Source organism: Streptomyces achromogenes (assembly GCF_030816715.1).
GTDB classification, from domain to species: Bacteria; Actinomycetota; Actinomycetes; order Streptomycetales; family Streptomycetaceae; genus Streptomyces; species Streptomyces achromogenes_A.
This window is the reverse complement of the sequence record NZ_JAUSYH010000001.1, coordinates 1,931,679-1,948,895: the sequence shown is the minus strand read 5'-3', so window position 1 is coordinate 1,948,895 and position 17,217 is coordinate 1,931,679. Positions and strand designations below refer to the sequence as shown.

At 70.1% G+C, this 17,217-nt stretch carries 17 protein-coding genes; 15 read left to right on the top strand and 2 right to left on the bottom strand.

Annotated elements, in window-relative coordinates; genetic code table 11:
• Positions 1–8 precede the first annotated feature (8 nt).
• From QF032_RS08835 to prcA, 4 genes are read left to right on the top strand one after another with little or no spacing between them, the layout of a single operon-like run.
• Positions 9–227 (top strand): ubiquitin-like protein Pup, encoded by a 219-nt coding sequence (locus QF032_RS08835; protein ID WP_057579613.1) that lies wholly within the window; start codon positions 9–11, stop codon positions 225–227.
• An 8-nt stretch (positions 228–235) separates the two neighbouring features.
• Complete coding sequence (locus QF032_RS08830) at positions 236–826, top strand: endonuclease VII domain-containing protein (RefSeq protein ID WP_307041337.1); 591 nt, start codon at positions 236–238, stop codon at positions 824–826.
• The gene (gene prcB, locus QF032_RS08825) at positions 778–1,623 is read left to right on the top strand and encodes a proteasome subunit beta (protein ID WP_256920689.1); all 846 of its coding nucleotides are present in this window, start codon (positions 778–780) and stop codon (positions 1,621–1,623) included. The genes QF032_RS08830 and prcB overlap by 49 nt, the downstream gene beginning before the upstream one ends.
• A 60-nt stretch (positions 1,624–1,683) precedes the next feature.
• Positions 1,684–2,439, top strand: a complete 756-nt coding sequence (gene prcA, locus QF032_RS08820; protein WP_107444872.1) for a proteasome subunit alpha — start codon at positions 1,684–1,686, stop codon at positions 2,437–2,439.
• Between the two features lie 103 nt (positions 2,440–2,542).
• Here prcA and QF032_RS08815 read toward each other — a convergent pair whose 3' ends face one another.
• Positions 2,543–3,562, bottom strand: coding sequence for a LacI family DNA-binding transcriptional regulator (locus QF032_RS08815; protein ID WP_307041334.1), 1,020 nt, complete (start codon positions 3,560–3,562; stop codon positions 2,543–2,545).
• A gap of 121 nt (positions 3,563–3,683) precedes the next feature.
• On the opposite strand from QF032_RS08815, the gene QF032_RS08810 reads away from it, so the two are divergent.
• From QF032_RS08810 to QF032_RS08760, 11 genes are all read left to right on the top strand, one after another.
• Positions 3,684–4,943 carry an MFS transporter gene (locus tag QF032_RS08810; RefSeq protein ID WP_307049991.1) on the top strand — a complete coding sequence of 420 codons (1,260 nt, stop codon included), beginning with the start codon at positions 3,684–3,686 and terminating at the stop codon, positions 4,941–4,943.
• A gap of 9 nt (positions 4,944–4,952) precedes the next feature.
• Entirely contained in the window at positions 4,953–6,314 is a 1,362-nt protein-coding gene (gene pafA / locus QF032_RS08805; RefSeq protein ID WP_057579606.1) for a Pup--protein ligase, read from the top strand.
• 136 nt (positions 6,315–6,450) lie between these two features.
• Positions 6,451–7,455 (top strand): FKBP-type peptidyl-prolyl cis-trans isomerase, encoded by a 1,005-nt coding sequence (locus QF032_RS08800; RefSeq protein ID WP_307041332.1) that lies wholly within the window; start codon positions 6,451–6,453, stop codon positions 7,453–7,455.
• Between the two features lie 68 nt (positions 7,456–7,523).
• A complete protein-coding gene (locus tag QF032_RS08795; protein ID WP_020128331.1) occupies positions 7,524–7,895 on the top strand; it encodes an FKBP-type peptidyl-prolyl cis-trans isomerase in 372 nt (123 codons plus the stop codon).
• Positions 7,896–8,050: 155 nt separating this feature from the next.
• On the top strand, positions 8,051–9,028 hold the full coding sequence (locus QF032_RS08790) for a helix-turn-helix transcriptional regulator (RefSeq protein ID WP_306953777.1): 978 nt from the start codon (positions 8,051–8,053) through the stop codon (positions 9,026–9,028).
• Between the two features lie 18 nt (positions 9,029–9,046).
• Positions 9,047–10,120, top strand: coding sequence for a helix-turn-helix transcriptional regulator (locus QF032_RS08785; protein ID WP_306953778.1), 1,074 nt, complete (start codon positions 9,047–9,049; stop codon positions 10,118–10,120).
• On the top strand, positions 10,117–10,407 hold the full coding sequence (locus tag QF032_RS08780) for a hypothetical protein (RefSeq protein ID WP_307041330.1): 291 nt from the start codon (positions 10,117–10,119) through the stop codon (positions 10,405–10,407). The genes QF032_RS08785 and QF032_RS08780 overlap by 4 nt, the downstream gene beginning before the upstream one ends.
• Positions 10,408–10,427: 20 nt before the next feature.
• On the top strand, positions 10,428–10,622 hold the full coding sequence (locus tag QF032_RS08775; RefSeq protein ID WP_307041328.1) for a hypothetical protein: 195 nt from the start codon (positions 10,428–10,430) through the stop codon (positions 10,620–10,622).
• A gap of 302 nt (positions 10,623–10,924) precedes the next feature.
• Complete coding sequence (gene tatA / locus QF032_RS08770; RefSeq protein ID WP_057579596.1) at positions 10,925–11,212, top strand: Sec-independent protein translocase subunit TatA; 288 nt, start codon at positions 10,925–10,927, stop codon at positions 11,210–11,212.
• A 47-nt stretch (positions 11,213–11,259) separates the two neighbouring features.
• On the top strand, positions 11,260–12,204 hold the full coding sequence (gene tatC, locus QF032_RS08765) for a twin-arginine translocase subunit TatC (RefSeq protein WP_306953784.1): 945 nt from the start codon (positions 11,260–11,262) through the stop codon (positions 12,202–12,204).
• Between the two features lie 261 nt (positions 12,205–12,465).
• Entirely contained in the window at positions 12,466–15,318 is a 2,853-nt protein-coding gene (locus tag QF032_RS08760; protein ID WP_306953785.1) for a DEAD/DEAH box helicase, read from the top strand.
• 238 nt (positions 15,319–15,556) lie between these two features.
• Here the strand turns inward: QF032_RS08760 and atzF are convergent, their stop codons facing one another.
• Positions 15,557–17,209, bottom strand: coding sequence for an allophanate hydrolase (atzF, locus tag QF032_RS08755; protein ID WP_307041326.1), 1,653 nt, complete (start codon positions 17,207–17,209; stop codon positions 15,557–15,559).
• Positions 17,210–17,217 lie beyond the last annotated feature (8 nt).

The following is a 17,217-nucleotide window of genomic DNA, read 5'->3' as shown; positions in this document are numbered from 1 at the left end:
TGAGGGTTATGGCGACCAAGGACACCGGCGGCGGCCAGCAGAAGGCGACGCGTTCCACGGAGGAGGTCGAGGAGCAGGCCGCGGAGACGCAGGGCTCCGAGGACCTCAAGGAACGCCAGGAGAAGCTGAGCGACGACGTCGACTCGGTTCTTGACGAGATTGACGATGTACTCGAGGAGAATGCCGAGGATTTCGTGAGGTCGTTCGTTCAAAAGGGTGGACAGTAGTCACATCCATGAACGATGCGGTGTCGAAGAAGTGCTCGGCCTGTCAGCAGTTCCTTCCGGTTGGTGCATTCGCGAGCAACAGCTCCAGGCCCGATGGTTTGCAGGCCAATTGCCGCGAATGTGCCGCCGAGTACTACCGGCGTCGACAGGAAGCCCAGGGCAAGACGGTCCGTGTGAAGGTTCCGGTTCCTCGGGGGCACAAGCGGTGCCCTCAGTGCGAACAGGCCAAACCGCACTCCGAATGGGAGCACAACAAGTCGTCGTCGGATGGCTGGTCGAGCTACTGCCGGGAGTGTCGCGCCGAGCGGAACCGGATCAGCTACTTCAAGCGCAAATACGGTTTGAGCCCGGCCGAGTTGGACGCGATGGTCGCGGAGCAGCAGGGCATCTGCTGTATCTGCCTTGCTGCTCCCGCTGAGCATGTGGATCACTGCCATGAGACGGGTAGGGTCCGAGGCGTACTGTGCTTCAGCTGCAATGCCGCGCTGGGGCAGTTCAAGGATCGGCCCGACGTCATGAGGCGGGCTGCGACATACCTGGAAGGAAACGCGTGGAAGCCAACACTCGTAGCACCGGGCGTCTACCAGCTGCCTTCCTGACGCCTGGGTCGTCGTCCTTCATGGACTTCCTGTCCGAGCACCAGCCGGAGATGCTGCCCGGGAAGCGGCAGCTGCCTCCGACGCAGGGTGTGATCGAGGCCCCGCACGGGACGACGATCGTGGCCGTCACGTTCCCCGGCGGGGTCGTGCTCGCGGGTGACCGCCGGGCCACGATGGGCAACGTCATCGCGCAGCGGGACATCGAGAAGGTGTTCCCGGCGGACGAGTACTCGGCCGTCGGCATCGCCGGCACCGCGGGCCTGGCCGTCGAGATGGTGAAGCTGTTCCAGCTGGAGCTGGAGCACTTCGAGAAGGTCGAGGGGGCGCAGCTCTCGCTGGAGGGCAAGGCGAACCGGTTGTCGACGATGATCCGCTCGAACCTGGGCATGGCGATGCAGGGTCTGGCGGTGGTGCCGTTGTTCGCGGGGTTCGACGTGGACCGGGACCGGGGCCGGATCTTCTCGTACGACGTGACGGGTGGTCGTTCGGAGGAGCATCACTTCGCGGCGACGGGTTCGGGTTCGATCTTCGCGCGCGGGGCGATGAAGAAGCTGTATCGGGACGATCTGACGGAGGAGCAGGCCACGACGCTCGTGGTGCAGGCTCTGTACGACGCGGCTGACGACGATTCGGCGACGGGTGGTCCCGATGTCGCGCGCCGGATCTACCCGATCGTCACGGTGATCACCGAGGACGGGTTCCGCAGGCTCACCGACGAGGAGTCGTCGGGGATCGCCCGTTCGATCCTCGAGCGTCGTCTGGAGCAGCCGGACGGCCCGCGTGCGGCGTTGCTGTAGGCGTGGTCCGTGTGTGTTCCAGGTGATCCAGTGACTTCGACAGAAAGGGACGGATAACCGGTGTCGACTCCGTTCTATGTCTCACCCCAGCAGGCGATGGCGGACCGCGCGGAGTACGCGCGTAAGGGCATCGCTCGTGGTCGCAGCCTGGTCGTGCTGCAGTATGCCGACGGCATCGTGTTCGTCGGTGAGAATCCGTCGCGTGCGTTGCACAAGTTCAGTGAGATCTATGACCGGATCGGCTTTGCGGCCGCCGGTAAGTACAACGAGTACGAGAATCTGCGGATCGGTGGTGTGCGGTATGCCGATCTGCGGGGTTACACCTATGACCGTGACGATGTGACGGCGCGTGGTCTGGCGAACGTGTATGCCCAGACGCTGGGCACGATCTTCTCTTCGGCGGGTGAGAAGCCGTACGAGGTGGAGTTGGTGGTGGCCGAGGTGGGTGACACGCCGGACGGTGACCAGATCTATCGGTTGCCGCACGACGGGTCGATCGTGGACGAGCACGGTTCGGTCGCGGTGGGTGGCAACGCGGAGCAGATCAGCAGCTATCTGGATCAGCGTCACCAGGACGGTATGAGTCTTGCGGAGGCCCTGAAGCTGGCTGTTCAGGCGTTGTCGCGTGACACGAACGGGACACAGCGGGAGATTCCGGCGGAGCGGCTGGAGGTTGCGGTGCTGGACCGTACGCGGCCGCAGCAGCGTAAGTTCAAGCGGATCGTGGGTCGTCAGCTGGCGCGGTTGCTGGAGGCGGGCGGCGCTTCGACGGAGGCGGAGAGTTCGGACGATTCCGAGGATGTCGGCAAGGAGTAGGTCCGCGCTCAGGTTCCGCGCTCTTGTGGGGTGGCCTCTCGTTGTCCGGGTGGTTGGCCTCTTTCACGCCCCGGCCGGTGTCCCGGTCGGGGCGTGAGGTGTGTCAGGAGGGTCTGGGCGGGGCTGTGGAGGCGCGGACGACGAGGTGGACGGGGATGTCCCCCGCGTCCGGTGTGCGGTCCTCCAGGACGGCGAGGAGGGCGTGCATGCCGCGTTCGCCGAAGAGTTCGGCGTCGAGTCGTACGGTGGTGAGTTCGGGGTCGAGGGCGGTGGCGAGGGCGAGGTCGTCGAGGCCGGTGACGGAGATGTCGCGGGGGATGTGCAGGCCGAGGCGGCGCAGGGCTTTGTAGGCGCCGGCGGCGAGTTTGTCGTCGTCGCAGACGACGGCGGTGGGGCGGGGGGCCGTGGTGGTGCCGAGGGCTCTCTCGGTGGCGGCGAGGGCGCCGTCGATGGTGACGGGTGTGGTGGCGGTGCGCAGGGTGGTGCCGGGTTGTGCGGCGATGCGGGCGGCGAGTTCGCGTGCGCGGATGTGGAAGGTCCAGGAGGGCACGTCGGCGGCGAGGTGCAGGAAGTGGCGGTGGCCGAGGCCGAGGAGGTGGTCGGCGACCTGGCGTATGCCGTCGGTGATGTCGAGGTTGACGGTGGCGGCGCCCAGGCTGCCGGCGGGGTCGCTGTCGAGCATGACGAGGGGGAGCTGGTCGCCGCGGAGGGTGGTGAGGGCGTCGGCGGCCATGGAGGAGGCGATGACGCCGTCGAGGGCGGCCTGGGCGGAGGCGAAGGGGGAGCGGGCGGGCCCGATGCCTTCGGGGGAGGGGTAGAGGACGACGCCGAAGCCGTGTTCGGCGGCGACGCGCGCGGCGCCGGTGTAGACGCCGGCGAAGAATTCGGTGGTGAGGACGGGGACGACGAGGAGGACGGTGCGGGTGTGGCCGAGACGGAGGTTGCGGGCGGCGAGGTTGGGGCGGTAGCCGAGTTCGCTGGCGGCCTGGCGGACGCGTTCGGCGGTGGGTGCGGAGACGCGGCCGCGCCATTTGTCGCCGAGGACGAGGGAGACGGCGGCCTGGGAGACTCCCGCGGCCTGGGCGACGTCGCGGCTCGTCGGGCGCGTGCTGCCTCGTGGCACGGTGGGGTCGCTCCTTCGTCTGGACTGGTGAACAGCGCACATGGTACGTATGACAGGAGAAGTTATACGTAAAACCTCGGGGGTGGTCGCCGCCTGGGGCGAGCCGACCGGAGGCGGGACATTGGCCGCGGGATACCTGGAGATCCTCAGGGCGAAGCATGCTGCCCGGCTGCTCGTCGGCACGTTGGTGGGCCGGCTGCCCAATGCCACGGCGGCCATCGCGATCGTGCTGTTCGTGCGGGCGCAGGGCGGTTCGTACAGCCTCGCGGGGGCGCTGGCGGCGGTGTACGGGGTCGCGAACGCCGTGGGCCAGCCGCTGCTGGGGCGGCTGGTGGATCTGCACGGGCAGCCGCGGGTCCAGCTGCCGGCGGCGCTCGCCTCGGCCGCGGCGATGACGGTTTTCGCGTTCACGGGCACGGATCCGCTGGCGGGGGCGTATGCGGCGGTGGCGGCTTCCGGGCTTTTCACGCCGCCGCTGGAGGGTGGTCTGCGGGCGTTGTGGCCGGCGGTGCTGCGGCGTGAGGAGCAGGTGCACACGGCGTATGCGATGGACGCGGTGGCGCAGGAGGTGATGTTCACCGTGGGGCCGCTGCTGGTGACGCTGTGCGTGTCGTTGTGGTCGGCTCGGGCGGCTCTGGTGGTGCTGAGCGCGGTGGGGGTGGCGGGTGCGCTGTGGGTGGTGGTGTCGCCGCCTTCGCGTGCGTGGCGTTCGGCTCCGCGTGAGGCGCACTGGCTGGGTGCGTTGCGCTCGCGCGGTCTGCTGGCGTTGCTGGGGGCGTTCCTGTTCATCGGGATGGCGCTGGGTTCGATCACGGTGGCGTCGGTGCCGTACGCGGACGAGCACGGCGGGGACGCGGTGTACGGCTGGTTGATGGCGGCGTTGGGTCTGGGTGCGCTGGTCGGGGGTCTGGTGTACGGGGCGCGGAGGTGGGCGGGGCCGCCGGAGCGGCGGTTGCGGGTGCTGGTGGCGTTTCTGGCGGTGTGTTATCTGCCGTTGACGTGGATGCCGGGGGCGGTGGCGATGGTGGCGTTGACGGCGTTGGCGGGGTTGTTCCTGGCGCCTGTCATCGCGTGTGCGTTCGTCATCGTGGACCGGCACGCGCCGGCGGGGACGGTGACGGAGGCTTTCTCCTGGCTGGTGACGACGTTCACGGTCGGCGCGTCGGTGGGTACGGGGCTGGCGGGTCCGGTGGTGGAGGCGGGCGGGGCACTGTGGGGTTTCGCGGCGCCGGCTGTCGCGGGCGGTGTGTCGTTGCTGGTTTTGCTGGCCACGGGGCGGGTACTGGCAGTTCCCGCCGGGGGTGGGGTTGTTGCGGCTTCATCGGAAAATGATCCAAACCGTGCTGCCGAACCCCGTTTCAGTTCAGGGGATCGGGCGTAATGTTCAGTCATGGACCGCCGCATTTTCGGGCTGGAGAACGAGTACGGCGTCACATGTACGTTCAGGGGACAGCGCCGGCTGTCTCCCGACGAGGTGGCGCGGTACCTCTTCCGCCGTGTCGTGTCATGGGGCCGAAGCAGCAATGTCTTTCTGCGGAACGGCGCCCGCCTCTATCTCGACGTGGGTTCGCATCCGGAATACGCGACACCGGAATGTGACAACGTGACCGAGTTGGTCACCCACGACAAGGCCGGCGAGCGCATTCTCGAGGGACTCCTGGTGGACGCGGAGCGACGCCTGCACGAGGAAGGAATCGCGGGCGACGTCTACCTCTTCAAGAACAACACGGACTCGGCGGGCAACTCTTATGGTTGTCACGAGAACTATCTGGTGGCGCGGCACGGGGAGTTCTCCCGGCTCGCGGACATCCTGATTCCGTTCCTGGTGACCCGGCAGCTGCTGTGCGGCGCGGGCAAGGTGCTGCAGACGCCCCGTGGGGCGGTCTACTGCGTCAGTCAGCGGGCCGAGCACATCTGGGAGGGCGTGTCGTCGGCGACGACCCGTTCGCGGCCCATCATCAACACCCGCGACGAGCCGCACGCGGACGCCGAGCGGTATCGCCGTCTGCATGTCATCGTGGGCGACTCGAACATGTCCGAGACGACCATGCTGCTGAAGGTCGGGGCGACCGATCTGGTGCTGCGCATGATCGAGGCGGGCACGGTGATGCGGGACCTGACGCTGGAGAACCCGATCCGGGCGATCCGGGAGGTCAGCCATGACATCACGGGTCGCCGCAAGGTCCGTCTGGCCAGCGGCCGTGAGGCCTCCGCGCTGGAGGTGCAGCGGGAGTACTACGAGAAGGCCGTGGACTTCGTGGAGCGCCGGGGTGTGCGTACGGGCACCGTGGAGCAGGTCCTGGAGCTGTGGGGCCGCACGCTGGACGCGATCGAGGCGGAGGACCTCGACCGGATCGGCACCGAGATCGACTGGGTCATGAAGTACAAGCTCATCGAGCGGTACCGGGCCAAGCACAACATGACGATGTCGCATCCGCGCGTGGCGCAGATAGACCTCGCCTACCACGACATCCACCGGCGTCGTGGTCTGTACTACCTGCTGGAGCGCAAGGGGCAGGCGGCGCGGATCTGCAACGACCTGAAGATCTTCGAGGGCAAGTCGGTGCCGCCGCAGACCACTCGGGCGCGGTTGCGCGGTGACTTCATCCGTCGTGCACAGGAGCAGCGCCGGGACTTCACGGTGGACTGGGTGCATCTGAAGCTGAACGACCAGGCGCAGCGCACGGTGTTGTGCAAGGACCCGTTCCGTTCGGTGGACGACCGGGTGGAGAAGCTGATCGCCGGCATGTGAGGGGTGCGTCCCGCGCGTGCCGCGTGCGTGGACGGAGCGCAACACGGGCACCGTACGTTTCCCGTACGGTGCCCGTGTCGCGTCGTAGAGTTGCGCGCACGCCATCAGAAGATCGACCGATTACGAGGCTTTCATCGTGCGCCGACGCTCCCTCATCCTTGCCGCCGTACCCGCGGGACTGGTCACGCTCGCCGGGTGCGGCGACGACAAGTCCGACACGAGCAAGGCGAGCGACAGCGCGTCGCCCTCCGCGGGAGCCCCGTCCGCGGCTCCTCCGCCGAAGATCGTCGACGGTCCGCTGCCGGCCATCACGGCGGGGGTGAAGTTCGGTGAGAAGCCGACGGTCGCCAAGGGCAGTGGTGCGCCCTCGGACCAGCTGGCGGTGAAGACGGTGATCGCGGGCAACGGTAAGACCGTCGCGGAGAACGACTACATCCAGGCCCACTGTCTCGGTCAGATCTGGGACAGCGGGAAGGTTCTCCTCAACTCCTACGACTCCAAGAAGATGCAGTTCACCCGGCTTGCCAAGGGCGGCAACCTCGAGGGCTGGACGTATGCGCTGACGGGGAAGAAGACCGGCAGCCGGGTGCTGTTCTCGGTGCCGCCGGCCTGGGGTTTCGGCAAGGAGGGCAACACGCAGGCGGGGATCACGGGCACCGACACCCTGGTGTTCGTGTTCGACATCCAGAACACGTTCAACTCGACGGCTTCGGCCAAGGGCAAGGACGTGCCGCAGAACGAGGCCGGGGTGCCCGAGGTCGGCACGAACACCGACGGCAAGGCGCCCTCGATCGAGATCCCCAAGTCGAAGGCGCCGGCGAAGCTGGTGTCGAACTACGTGATCGAGGGGGACGGCGCCGTGCTCGCGGCGGACGACACCGTGCTGGTGCAGTACAAGGGCGTCGTCTGGGACACGGGCAAGGAGTTCGATTCGACGTACCGCAGCAAGGCGCTGACGTCGTTCTCGCTGCAGCAGGTGGTCCCGGGCTGGGCGCAGGGTCTGACGGGCAAGAAGGTGGGCAGCCGCGTCGTCATCGTCATTCCGCCGTCGCTGGGTTACGGCGACAACCCGCCGAGCGGCAGCGGCATCGAGAAGGACTCCACGATGGTGTTCTCGGTGGACGTCATCGCCAAGGCGTGAGGCGGCCGTCCAAGGTGTAAGACTGTCCGTGTTGTTGCTTTTCCGTGAGACGTGCAGGAGCCAGTGACGTGAGCATTGACAAGCCCGAGATCGACTTCCCGGGTGGCGAGCCCCCGGCGGACCTCGAGATCAAGGACATCTGGGAGGGCGACGGCGAGGTCGCGCAGGCCGGCCACAACGTCAGCGTCCACTACGTGGGTGTCGCCTTCAGCACCGGTGAGGAGTTCGACGCCAGCTGGAACCGTGGGACGCCGTTCCGTTTCCCGCTCGGCGGCGGCCGGGTCATCAAGGGCTGGGACCAGGGTGTGCAGGGCATGAAGGTCGGCGGGCGTCGTCAGCTGACGATCCCGGCGCACCTCGCCTACGGCAACCAGAGCCCGACTCCGGCGATCAAGCCGGGCGAGACGCTGATCTTCGTGGTGGACCTGCTCGGGGTCTGAGCCCGGCGCGTCCGGTCGTCGCCGATCACGGCGTGACCGGTGTCGGTCATCCGGGGCCCATGCCTGCCCGGGCATGGGCCCTCGGCTTTTGTCCGGGCACCGCGGGGCGGTACGGTCGTCGATCGTAAGCACCATAGGGGAGGCGAAGGGCGTCGATGGCCATTGCCAAGGCCGAGCGGCTGATGAACCTCGCGCTGTGCCTGCTGGGGACGCGCAGGCCGCTCAGCAAGCGTGAGCTGCGCGACTCCATCGAGGCGTACGTCGAGACCTTCCGGTCGGGGCACGGCGGGTCGGCGTCGGAGGACTCCTTCAACCGGATGTTCGAGCGGGACAAGGACGATCTCCGTGAGCTCGGGCTGGTCATCGAGACCGTGGAGAGCCTGGACGGCGAGATCGGTTATCTCGCCCGCCGGGACAGCAACCGTCTGCCGCCGATCACCCTGGACGCCGAGGAGGCCGCGGCCCTGGGCCTGGCCGCCAAGGTGTGGCAGCAGGCCCGGCTCGCGGGGGCGGCCAGCGGCGCTCTGCAGAAGCTGCGGGCGGCGGGGCTGCCCGAGGACGTCGACCCCTACGAGGCCCACAGCGCGCTGGAACCCCGGATTCCGGTGCACGAGGCCGCGTTCGAGCCGCTGATGCTGGCCTGCCGCGACCGCCGGCCGGTGGTGTTCGACTACCGCAAGGCGACCGCGCCGCATCCGGAGCCCCGGCATGTCGAGCCGTGGGCGCTGGAGTGCTGGCGCGGCCACTGGTATCTGGCCGGGTTCGACCGCGACCGGGGGGCCGAGCGGGTCTTCCGGCTGTCGCGGATCACCGGCAAGGTGCGCTCGCGCGGGGCGCGTTTCACCGCGCCGGTCCCCGACGTCGTCACCGTGCGCGAGACCGTCGCCAGTTGGGCGGGGGAGACCGCCGACCGCAGCGCCCTGATCCGGCTGCGGACGGACGCCGGGTACCCGTTGCGGGCCAAGGCCACCGCGGTGCGGGAACTCGGGGACGGCTGGGACGAGTTGGAGATTCCGTACGGGCACGGGCTGGACGCGTGGCTGGTGGAGTTCGGGCCGGACGTGGTGGTGCTGGAGCCGGCCGAGCTGCGGGCGGACGTCGTGGACCGGCTACGGGCCGTGGCCAAGGGCTGAGGGGGAGCGAGCAACACAGTGGCAGGCAAACCGGTCAGGCCCACGAACGCGATCGACCAGACCCGGCGGATGCTCTCCCTGGTGACGTACCTCCGGGAACGCCCCGGCGCGCGCATCGAGGACGTGGCACGCGCCTTCGGCATCACCGAGGACGAGCTGGTCTCCGACCTCGATGTGCTGCCCATGTGCGGCACCAGTTTCCGGGGCGGGGACCTCCTCGACATCGACACCGACGGCGAGCGCATCTGGTGGCACAACCCGGCCGCGCTCGGTGCGGACGCCGCCGAGCCGCTGCGGCTGGCCGCCGACGAGGCGACCGCGCTGCTGGTGGCGGCGCGGGCGGTGGCGACGCTGCCCGGTCTGCGCGAGGGCGACCGGCAGGCGCTGCTGCGCGCCACGGCGAAGGTGGAGACCGCCGCGGGCGAGGCGGCCGGGGCCAGTTCCCGTCTGTCGGTGACGTTCGAGTCCGAGGGCGGGGTCTTCGCCGACGTCGACCGGGCGATCTCGGAACGGCGCCGGCTGTGGATCCGCTACTACTCGCCCGCCCGTGACCAGGTCACCGAGCGCGAGATCGACCCGATCCGCCTGGTCAGCGTGGGGCACACGTACGTGGAGGCCTGGTGCCGCCGCTCGGAGGCGCGTCGCACCTTCCGGCTGGACCGGGTGGCCGAGATCAGGATTCTCGACGAGCCGTCCGCGCCGCCGGAGATCGAGCTGCGAGACCTGTCGGAGGGGCTGGTGCAGCCGTCCGCGGAGGATCCGGAGGTCGTCGTCGAGGTCGGCCCCGGGGGGCGCTGGGTCGCCGAGTACTACCCGCACGACAGCGCCGATGAACTTCCCGACGGCGGCCTGCGTATCACTCTGCGCACCCCCGACCCGGCCTCGCTGCGACGGCTGGCCCTGCGGCTCGGGCGCGACGGGCGGATCGTCTCGCCGCCGGACCTCGCCGACAGCGCCCGCCGTGCCGCCCGTGAGGCGCTGACGGCGTACGACGGGTTCGAGGCGGCGGGGGCGGCAGCCGGGCCGGCGGCCGCGCAGGGGGAGCGGCAGCGGGGCGACGGTCGGGTCGACGGGCGGGAGCAGGGGTTGTGAGCGAGTCGGTGACGTCCGGTGTGCGTGCGCTGTCGGTGGCGTCCGCGTTCGCGGGGATGCGCAGTGTGGCGCCGGTCCGTTTCCGGGCGGGCTGCCCGGACTGCCGGGGCCGTTTCGAGCTGACCGCGAGCGCGCTGCGGCTCGCGATCGGCGCCTCCAGCCGTACCACCTTCTACTCGTTCACCTGCCCCGACTGCGGGGCGGCCGTGCGCAAGCCGGCCGGTGAGCGCATCGTCGAGCTGCTCACCGGCGGCGGGGTCAGGACCCTGCGTCTGCAGGCCCCGTAGCGGGGTCTAGGCTCGGCCCCATGTTCTGGCCGATGTGCGCGGTTGCGTTGGGTTTTGCGGGTCTCGCCGTTCTCGCGGTGTTCGCCGTGCGGGTCTTCCTCGAGGCGCGGAGTCTGGGGCGGCAGGTCGCGGAGTCCGCACGCCGTATCGACCGGGCCGCCCAGGACCTGGAGCGGGCGGCGGTGAGCGCGGCGCGCGCCGCGGAGACCCTGTGACCGCGGTACATGCCGGGTGACCGCGGTACATGCCGGTCGGCGCGGAGGACTGTGGCCGTTCTGTGAGCCCGGGGCGAATGCGTTTTGGGCCACTTCGCCCTCCCGCGCAGGTGGGGGAGGCAGGTACGCTGCTGATCGCGGCTCGGATAACGAGGCCCGGACCGCGCACCGGGAGTAGGCACAGGGATTGCCTCACGTTTACCCCTGAGCGTTACGATCGCTGTCAACACGACCGTTCGGACAGTTGTCCGACCGGTCGGACGGCAACCACCCCCGCAGCCTCGGTGAGAAGGTAAAGACTTATGTTCGGAAGGCTCGGCGCCCCCGAGATCATTCTCATCCTCGTCGTCGTCATCCTGCTGTTCGGCGCCAAGAAGCTTCCCGACATGGCGCGGTCGCTCGGCAAGTCCGCTCGCATCCTCAAGAGCGAGGCCAAGGCGATGAAGGAAGACGGCAGCAGCACGGCCACCCCGGCCGGGCCGCCCCACAACGACGAGCAGCCCCCGGCTCAGCGCACCATCCAGGCCTCTCCCGGTGACGTGACCAGCTCCCGTCCGGTCACCGAGCCGACGGACACGACCAAGCGCTGACGCAGGGCCGGTGACCTCCGGCCCGCCGCACGAGATGGGAACGTGGGTTGCTGAAGTCTGCCCGCAAAGAGGAGATGGACCCCGAGGGGCGGATGCCCCTCGCGGATCACCTTCGTGAGCTTCGCAACCGGCTCGCGAAGGCGATGCTGGCCATCGTCGTCGTGACGATCGTGGCCGCCTTCTTCTACAAGAACATCATCGAGTTCTTCACGAACCCGATCCTGCATGCCGTCGGGTGCGACTCCAGTTTCACGGAGCTGGCGCAGAAGCGCAGCGGCACCTGCGCCCGTATCGTGCTGAACGGCCTGCTCACGCCCTTCACGCTCGCCCTGAAGGTGTCCCTGATGGCCGGTGTGATCTTCGCGTCGCCGGTCTGGCTGTACCAGCTGTGGGCCTTCGTCGCGCCCGGCCTGCACAAGCACGAGCGCAAGTACGCCTACGTGTTCGTCGGCACGGGCGTTCCGCTGTTCCTCGGCGGAGCCTTCTTCGCGTACAAGACGCTGCCGACCATGGCCAAGGTGCTGCTCCAGTTCTCGCCCGCGGACTTGGACAACCAGCTGCCGCTGGACGACCTGCTGGACCTGATCGTGCGCATGGTGCTGGTCTTCGGCCTCTCGTTCGAGCTGCCGCTGCTGCTGGTGATGCTCAACCTGACGGGGGTGCTCACCGGCAAGCGCATGTTCGGCTGGTGGCGCGGGATGATCATGGGCATCACCGTCTTCGCCGCGGTCGCCACGCCCAGCACGGACCCGCTGACCATGCTGGCGCTCGCGGGTCCCATCTGGGTCCTCTACTTCTGCGCGACCGCCTTCTCCCTGCTCAACGACCGCCGGAAGAGCCGTCGCGACGCTTTGGGACCGGCCGACGACGAGGCCTCCGACCTGGATCTCACCCCCGAGCCCGTCGGCGAGGTCGAGACGGTCACCGCGAGCCGGTCGCTGCCGGAACAGTCGACCACGGAGCGTGTCAACGGTTATGACGACGTGACCTGAGAGGCGTCGGAGGGCCTTTCGGGGGGATCGCCGTGACCGGCGGGCTCCCCCTCGGCGAGATCACCCTCTCCTCGTCGCTCTCGCGGCGGGCCGCGCCCGGGCAGCGGCTCGGAACGGCTGCACCGGCGGTCGGCCGCGCGGTCTGTGTCGGGTACGGTCCGCGTCGTCGGGGTTGCGGACCGTGACCGGGCTTGTCGGCCGCGGCGACCCGTGGCCCTGCGAGCTGGGCGTACCGAGGTTCGACGGCAGCCGATCCGGATAATGATCGTCCTGTTGTCGGTGTGGGCCGGTACGCTCGAAAGCACGATGACAGAGGATCTCTCCCCGGCCGAGCGGTACGAGGCAGCACGTAAGCGCGCTGTCGAGCAGGCCACCTCGCTCGCGTCCTTCCGCGAGATGTACGACTTCGGTCTCGACCCCTTCCAGATCGAGGCCTGCCAGGCGCTCGAGGCGGGCAAGGGCGTCCTGGTCGCCGCGCCCACCGGCTCCGGCAAGACGATCGTGGGCGAGTTCGCCGTCCACCTCGCTCTCCAGCAGGGCAAGAAGTGCTTCTACACGACGCCCATCAAGGCGCTGTCCAACCAGAAGTACTCCGACCTGTGCCGCCGCTACGGCAGTGACAAGGTCGGTCTGCTCACCGGAGACAACAGCGTCAACTCCGACGCCCCGGTGGTCGTGATGACCACCGAAGTGCTGCGGAACATGCTGTACGCCGGCTCGCAGACCCTCCTCGGCCTCGGGTACGTGGTGATGGACGAGGTGCACTACCTCTCCGACCGCTTCCGGGGCGCCGTGTGGGAGGAGGTGATCATCCACCTTCCCGAGTCGGTCACCCTGGTCTCCCTGTCGGCGACCGTGTCCAACGCCGAGGAGTTCGGCGACTGGCTCGACACCGTGCGCGGCGACACCGAGGTGATCGTCTCCGAGCACCGGCCCGTGCCGCTGTTCCAGCACGTCCTCGCAGGCCGGCGGATGTACGACCTGTTCGAGGAGGGCGAGGGGCACCGCAGGGCCGTCAACCCCGACCTCGCCCGCCTGGCCCGGATGGAGGCCTCCAAGCCCTCGTACCAGGACCGCAGGCGCGGCCGGAACGTGCGCGAGGCCGATCGCGAGCGCGAGCGCCGCCAGCGCTCACGGGTGTGGACGCCGGGGCGGCCGGAAGTCATCGAGCGGCTCGACGCCGAGGGGCTGCTGCCCGCCATCACGTTCATCTTCAGCCGGGCCGCCTGCGAGGCCGCCGTCCAGCAGTGCCTGTACGCCGGGCTGCGGCTGAACGACGAGGAGTCCCGGGCCGAGGTCCGTGCCCTGGTCGAGGAGCGCACCGCCGCCATCCCCCACGAGGACCTGCACGTCCTCGGCTACTACGAGTGGCTGGAGGGTCTGGAGCGGGGCATCGCAGCCCACCACGCGGGCATGCTGCCCTCCTTCAAGGAGGTCGTCGAGGAGCTGTTCGTGCGCGGCCTGGTCAAGGCCGTCTTCGCGACCGAGACGCTCGCGCTGGGCATCAACATGCCGGCCCGTTCGGTCGTCCTGGAGAAGCTCGTCAAGTGGAACGGCGAGCAGCACGCCGACATCACCCCCGGCGAGTACACCCAGCTCACCGGGCGCGCGGGCCGGCGGGGCATCGACGTCGAGGGGCACGCCGTCGTGCTGTGGCAGCGCGCCATGAACCCCGACCACCTGGCCGGACTCGCGGGCACCCGCACCTATCCGCTGCGCTCCAGCTTCAAGCCGTCGTACAACATGGCCGTCAACCTCGTCGAACAGTTCGGGCGGCACCGCTCGCGCGAGCTGCTGGAGACGTCGTTCGCGCAGTTCCAGGCCGACCGTTCGGTGGTCGGGATCTCCCGGCAGGTGCAGCGCAACGAGGAGGGTCTCGAGGGCTACAAGACCTCCATGACCTGCCACCTCGGCGACTTCGACGAGTACGCGCGGCTGCGCCGCGACCTCAAGGACCGCGAGACGGAGCTGGCCAAACAGGGTGCGGCCCAGCGGCGCGCCGAGGCCGCCGTGGCCCTGGAGAAGCTCAAGCCGGGGGACGTCATCCACGTGCCCACCGGCAAGTACGCGGGACTGGCGCTGGTGCTCGACCCGGGGCTTCCGGCCGGCCGGGCCGACGGCCATCGCGGCTTCGACCACCACGACGGGCCGCGCCCGCTGGTCCTGACCGCCGAGCGGCAGGTCAAGCGGCTGGCGTCGATGGACTTCCCGGTGCCGGTCGAGGCGCTGGACCGTATGCGGATCCCGAAGACGTTCAACGCGCGCTCGCCGCAGTCCCGCCGCGACCTGGCCTCCGCGCTGCGCACCAAGGCCGGGCACATTCCGCCGGAGCGGGCCCGCAAGCAGCGTTCCCAGGCCGCCGACGACCGGGAGATCGCCCGGCTGCGCACCGCGATCCGGGCACACCCCTGTCACGGCTGCTCCGACCGGGAGGACCACGCCCGCTGGGCCGAGCGCTACCACCGGCTGCTGCGCGACACCTCGCAGCTGGAGCGTCGCATCGAGGGACGCACCAACACCATCGCGCGTACCTTCGACCGGATCGTGGCGCTGCTGACCGAGCTGGACTACCTGCGCGGCAACGAGGTCACCGAGCACGGCAAGCGGCTCGCCCGGCTGTACGGCGAACTCGACCTGCTCGCCAGCGAGTGCCTGCGCGCCGGCGTGTGGGAGGGGCTGGCCCCCGCCGAACTCGCCGCCTGCGTCTCGGCGTTGGTCTACGAGTCGCGGGTCGGCGACGACGCCATGGCGCCGAAGCTGCCCTCCGGCAAGGCGAAGGCCGCGCTCGGCGAGATGGTCCGCATCTGGGGCCGGCTGGACGCTCTGGAGGAGGACTTCCGGATCAGCCAGACCGAGGGCGTGGGACAGCGCGAACCCGACCTGGGGTTCGCCTGGTCCGCCTACATGTGGGCCTCCGGCAAGGGCCTCGACGAGGTGCTGCGCGAGGCGGAGATGCCGGCCGGCGACTTCGTGCGCTGGAGCAAGCAGGTCATCGACGTGCTGGGGCAGATCGCGGCGGCTTCTCCTGCGGAGGGCTCGACCGTGGCGAAGGCTGCGCGCAAGGCTGTTGATCAGCTGCTGCGGGGAGTGGTGGCCTACTCGTCGGTGGGGTGAGCGGGGGGTGGCGGGGTGCGGGGAGTTCGTGGCTGGTCGCGCAGTTCCCCGCCCCTGGGGGCGTGTTACCCGGGCTCCTGGTTGCGGGGTGCCCGGGGTTTTGGGTGCGCAGTTCCCCGCGCCCTGAGGGCGCTGCCCCCGGGCCCCGTGGATGTGGGGTGTCCGGGACTTGGGTGCGCAGTTCCCCGCGCCCCTCTCAGGCGCTGCCCTCGGTGTGACGCAGTTGCTCGTTGGGGGATTACCGCTGGAGTTGGCTCAGGTAGGAGCGCCAGCTGCCGTGGGACGTGATGTCCTCGGCGTCCGTCAGCGCGCCGGGCTCGCACAGGAATCCGGGGACTTGGCTGCCGTCCGACAGGTGCACGCTGCCCAGCGCCATCGGGCGGGGGAGTGTGGACAGCAGGCGGCCGAGGCCCTCCGCGGGCAGGCGCCACACCTCGGCCTCGACGGCCGCGCCCCCCTCGCCCACGTGCTCCAGACCCGGCTTCGGGGGTGAGGTGCGCAGGGCGTGCAGGCGGTAGAGCGGGGCGGTCGTGGTCGTGACGTCGAGCCGGGCGCCCACCGCCAGCAGTTGCGGGTTCAGCGGCTGGCCCGTCAGATGGGCGCCCACCACGGCCAGTCGGGTCTCCGGCTGGAGCAGCGCGGCGATCCGTGTGAGCCGCTCGTCCGTGTGCGCCGGCCCGACGAGCATCACGCCGAACGGGAGCCCGTTCACCTCGCCGGCCGGCGCGGCCACCGCCGCCAGGTCGAAGAGGTTGGTGGAGTTGGTGAAGCGGCCCAGCCGGGCGTTGGCGCCCAGCGGGTCGGCGGCGACCTCCGCGAGTGTGGGATGTCCCGGGGCGGTGGGCAGCAGCAGGGCGTCCGCGTCGGCCAGTTCGGTCAGGGCGCGGGTGCGCAGCGCGGCCAGCCGGTCCTGGTCGGCGAAGAGCCGGTGGGCGGGGATGTCGCGGGCGGCCCGGATGATGGCGGCGACCGTGGGGTCGAGGCCCGTCCCGCCCTCGGCCGTCGCCTTGTCGACGAAGGCGCCCACGGCGGTGTAGCGCTCGGCCACGAAGGCGCCCTCGTAGAGCATGGCCGCGGCCTCGGTGAAGGGGGTCAGGTCCAGGGGGCGGAGTTCGGCGCCGGCCGCCGCCAGCCGGCGGGCCGCCGCCTCGTACGCCTCGCCCCAGCCCTCGTCCAGCTCGCCGAGCTGCGCGCGCGGCGGGACCGCGATCCGCCAGGGGCCGGGGGCCCGCCCGGGGAGGGCCGGCAGGGGGCCGGTGACCATGTGCGCCAAGGCCTGCTCGGCCTCCGCGAGGGTGCGGGCGAACACCGTCACACAGTCCAGCGACGCGCAGGCCGGGACGACACCCGTGGTCGGCACCAGTCCCCGGGTCGGCTTCAGTCCGACGATGCCGTTGAAAGCGGCCGGCACGCGGCCCGAGCCGGCGGTGTCCGTGCCGAGCGCGAGGTCGACGACGCCGAGGGCTACCGCGACGGCCGAGCCGGAGCTGGAGCCGCCGCTGATCCGGGCCGGATCCCACGCGTTGCGGACCGCGCCGTACGGGGAGCGGGTCCCCACCAGGCCGGTCGCGAACTGGTCCAGGTTCGTCGTGCCGAGCAGCAGCGCGCCGGCCGCGCGCAGACCGGCCACCGCCGGGGCGTCCTCGGCGGGTTCGTAGGCGTACGCCGGGCAGCCCGCGGTGGTGGGCAGGCCGGCCGCGTCGATGTTGCCCTTGACGGCGAAGAGCCGTCCGGCGAGGGGGAGGCGGGCCCCGGCGGCGACGCGTTCGTCGATCGCGCGGGCCTCCGCCTCGGCCTCCTCCCGCGGGCGCAGGGCGATCCAGATCTCGGGGCGGTCCACGGCCTCGACGCGGTCGTAGGCGGCGCGGATCCGGCGGAGCGTCGTCGACATGGGTTCCT

Excerpts from the sequence above, each read along its gene's own strand:
- QF032_RS08835 (WP_057579613.1), top strand. The coding sequence starts at position 9 with ATGGCGACCAAGGACACCGGCGGCGGCCAGCAGAAGGCGACGCGTTCC.
- QF032_RS08830 (WP_307041337.1), top strand. The coding sequence starts at position 236 with ATGAACGATGCGGTGTCGAAGAAGTGCTCGGCCTGTCAGCAGTTCCTT.
- pafA (WP_057579606.1), top strand. The coding sequence starts at position 4,953 with ATGGACCGCCGCATTTTCGGGCTGGAGAACGAGTACGGCGTCACATGT.
- QF032_RS08790 (WP_306953777.1), top strand. The coding sequence starts at position 8,051 with ATGGCCATTGCCAAGGCCGAGCGGCTGATGAACCTCGCGCTGTGCCTG.
- QF032_RS08775 (WP_307041328.1), top strand. The coding sequence starts at position 10,428 with ATGTTCTGGCCGATGTGCGCGGTTGCGTTGGGTTTTGCGGGTCTCGCC.
- tatA (WP_057579596.1), top strand. The coding sequence starts at position 10,925 with ATGTTCGGAAGGCTCGGCGCCCCCGAGATCATTCTCATCCTCGTCGTC.
- QF032_RS08760 (WP_306953785.1), top strand. The coding sequence starts at position 12,466 with ATGATCGTCCTGTTGTCGGTGTGGGCCGGTACGCTCGAAAGCACGATG.
- atzF (WP_307041326.1), bottom strand. The coding sequence starts at position 17,209 with ATGTCGACGACGCTCCGCCGGATCCGCGCCGCCTACGACCGCGTCGAG.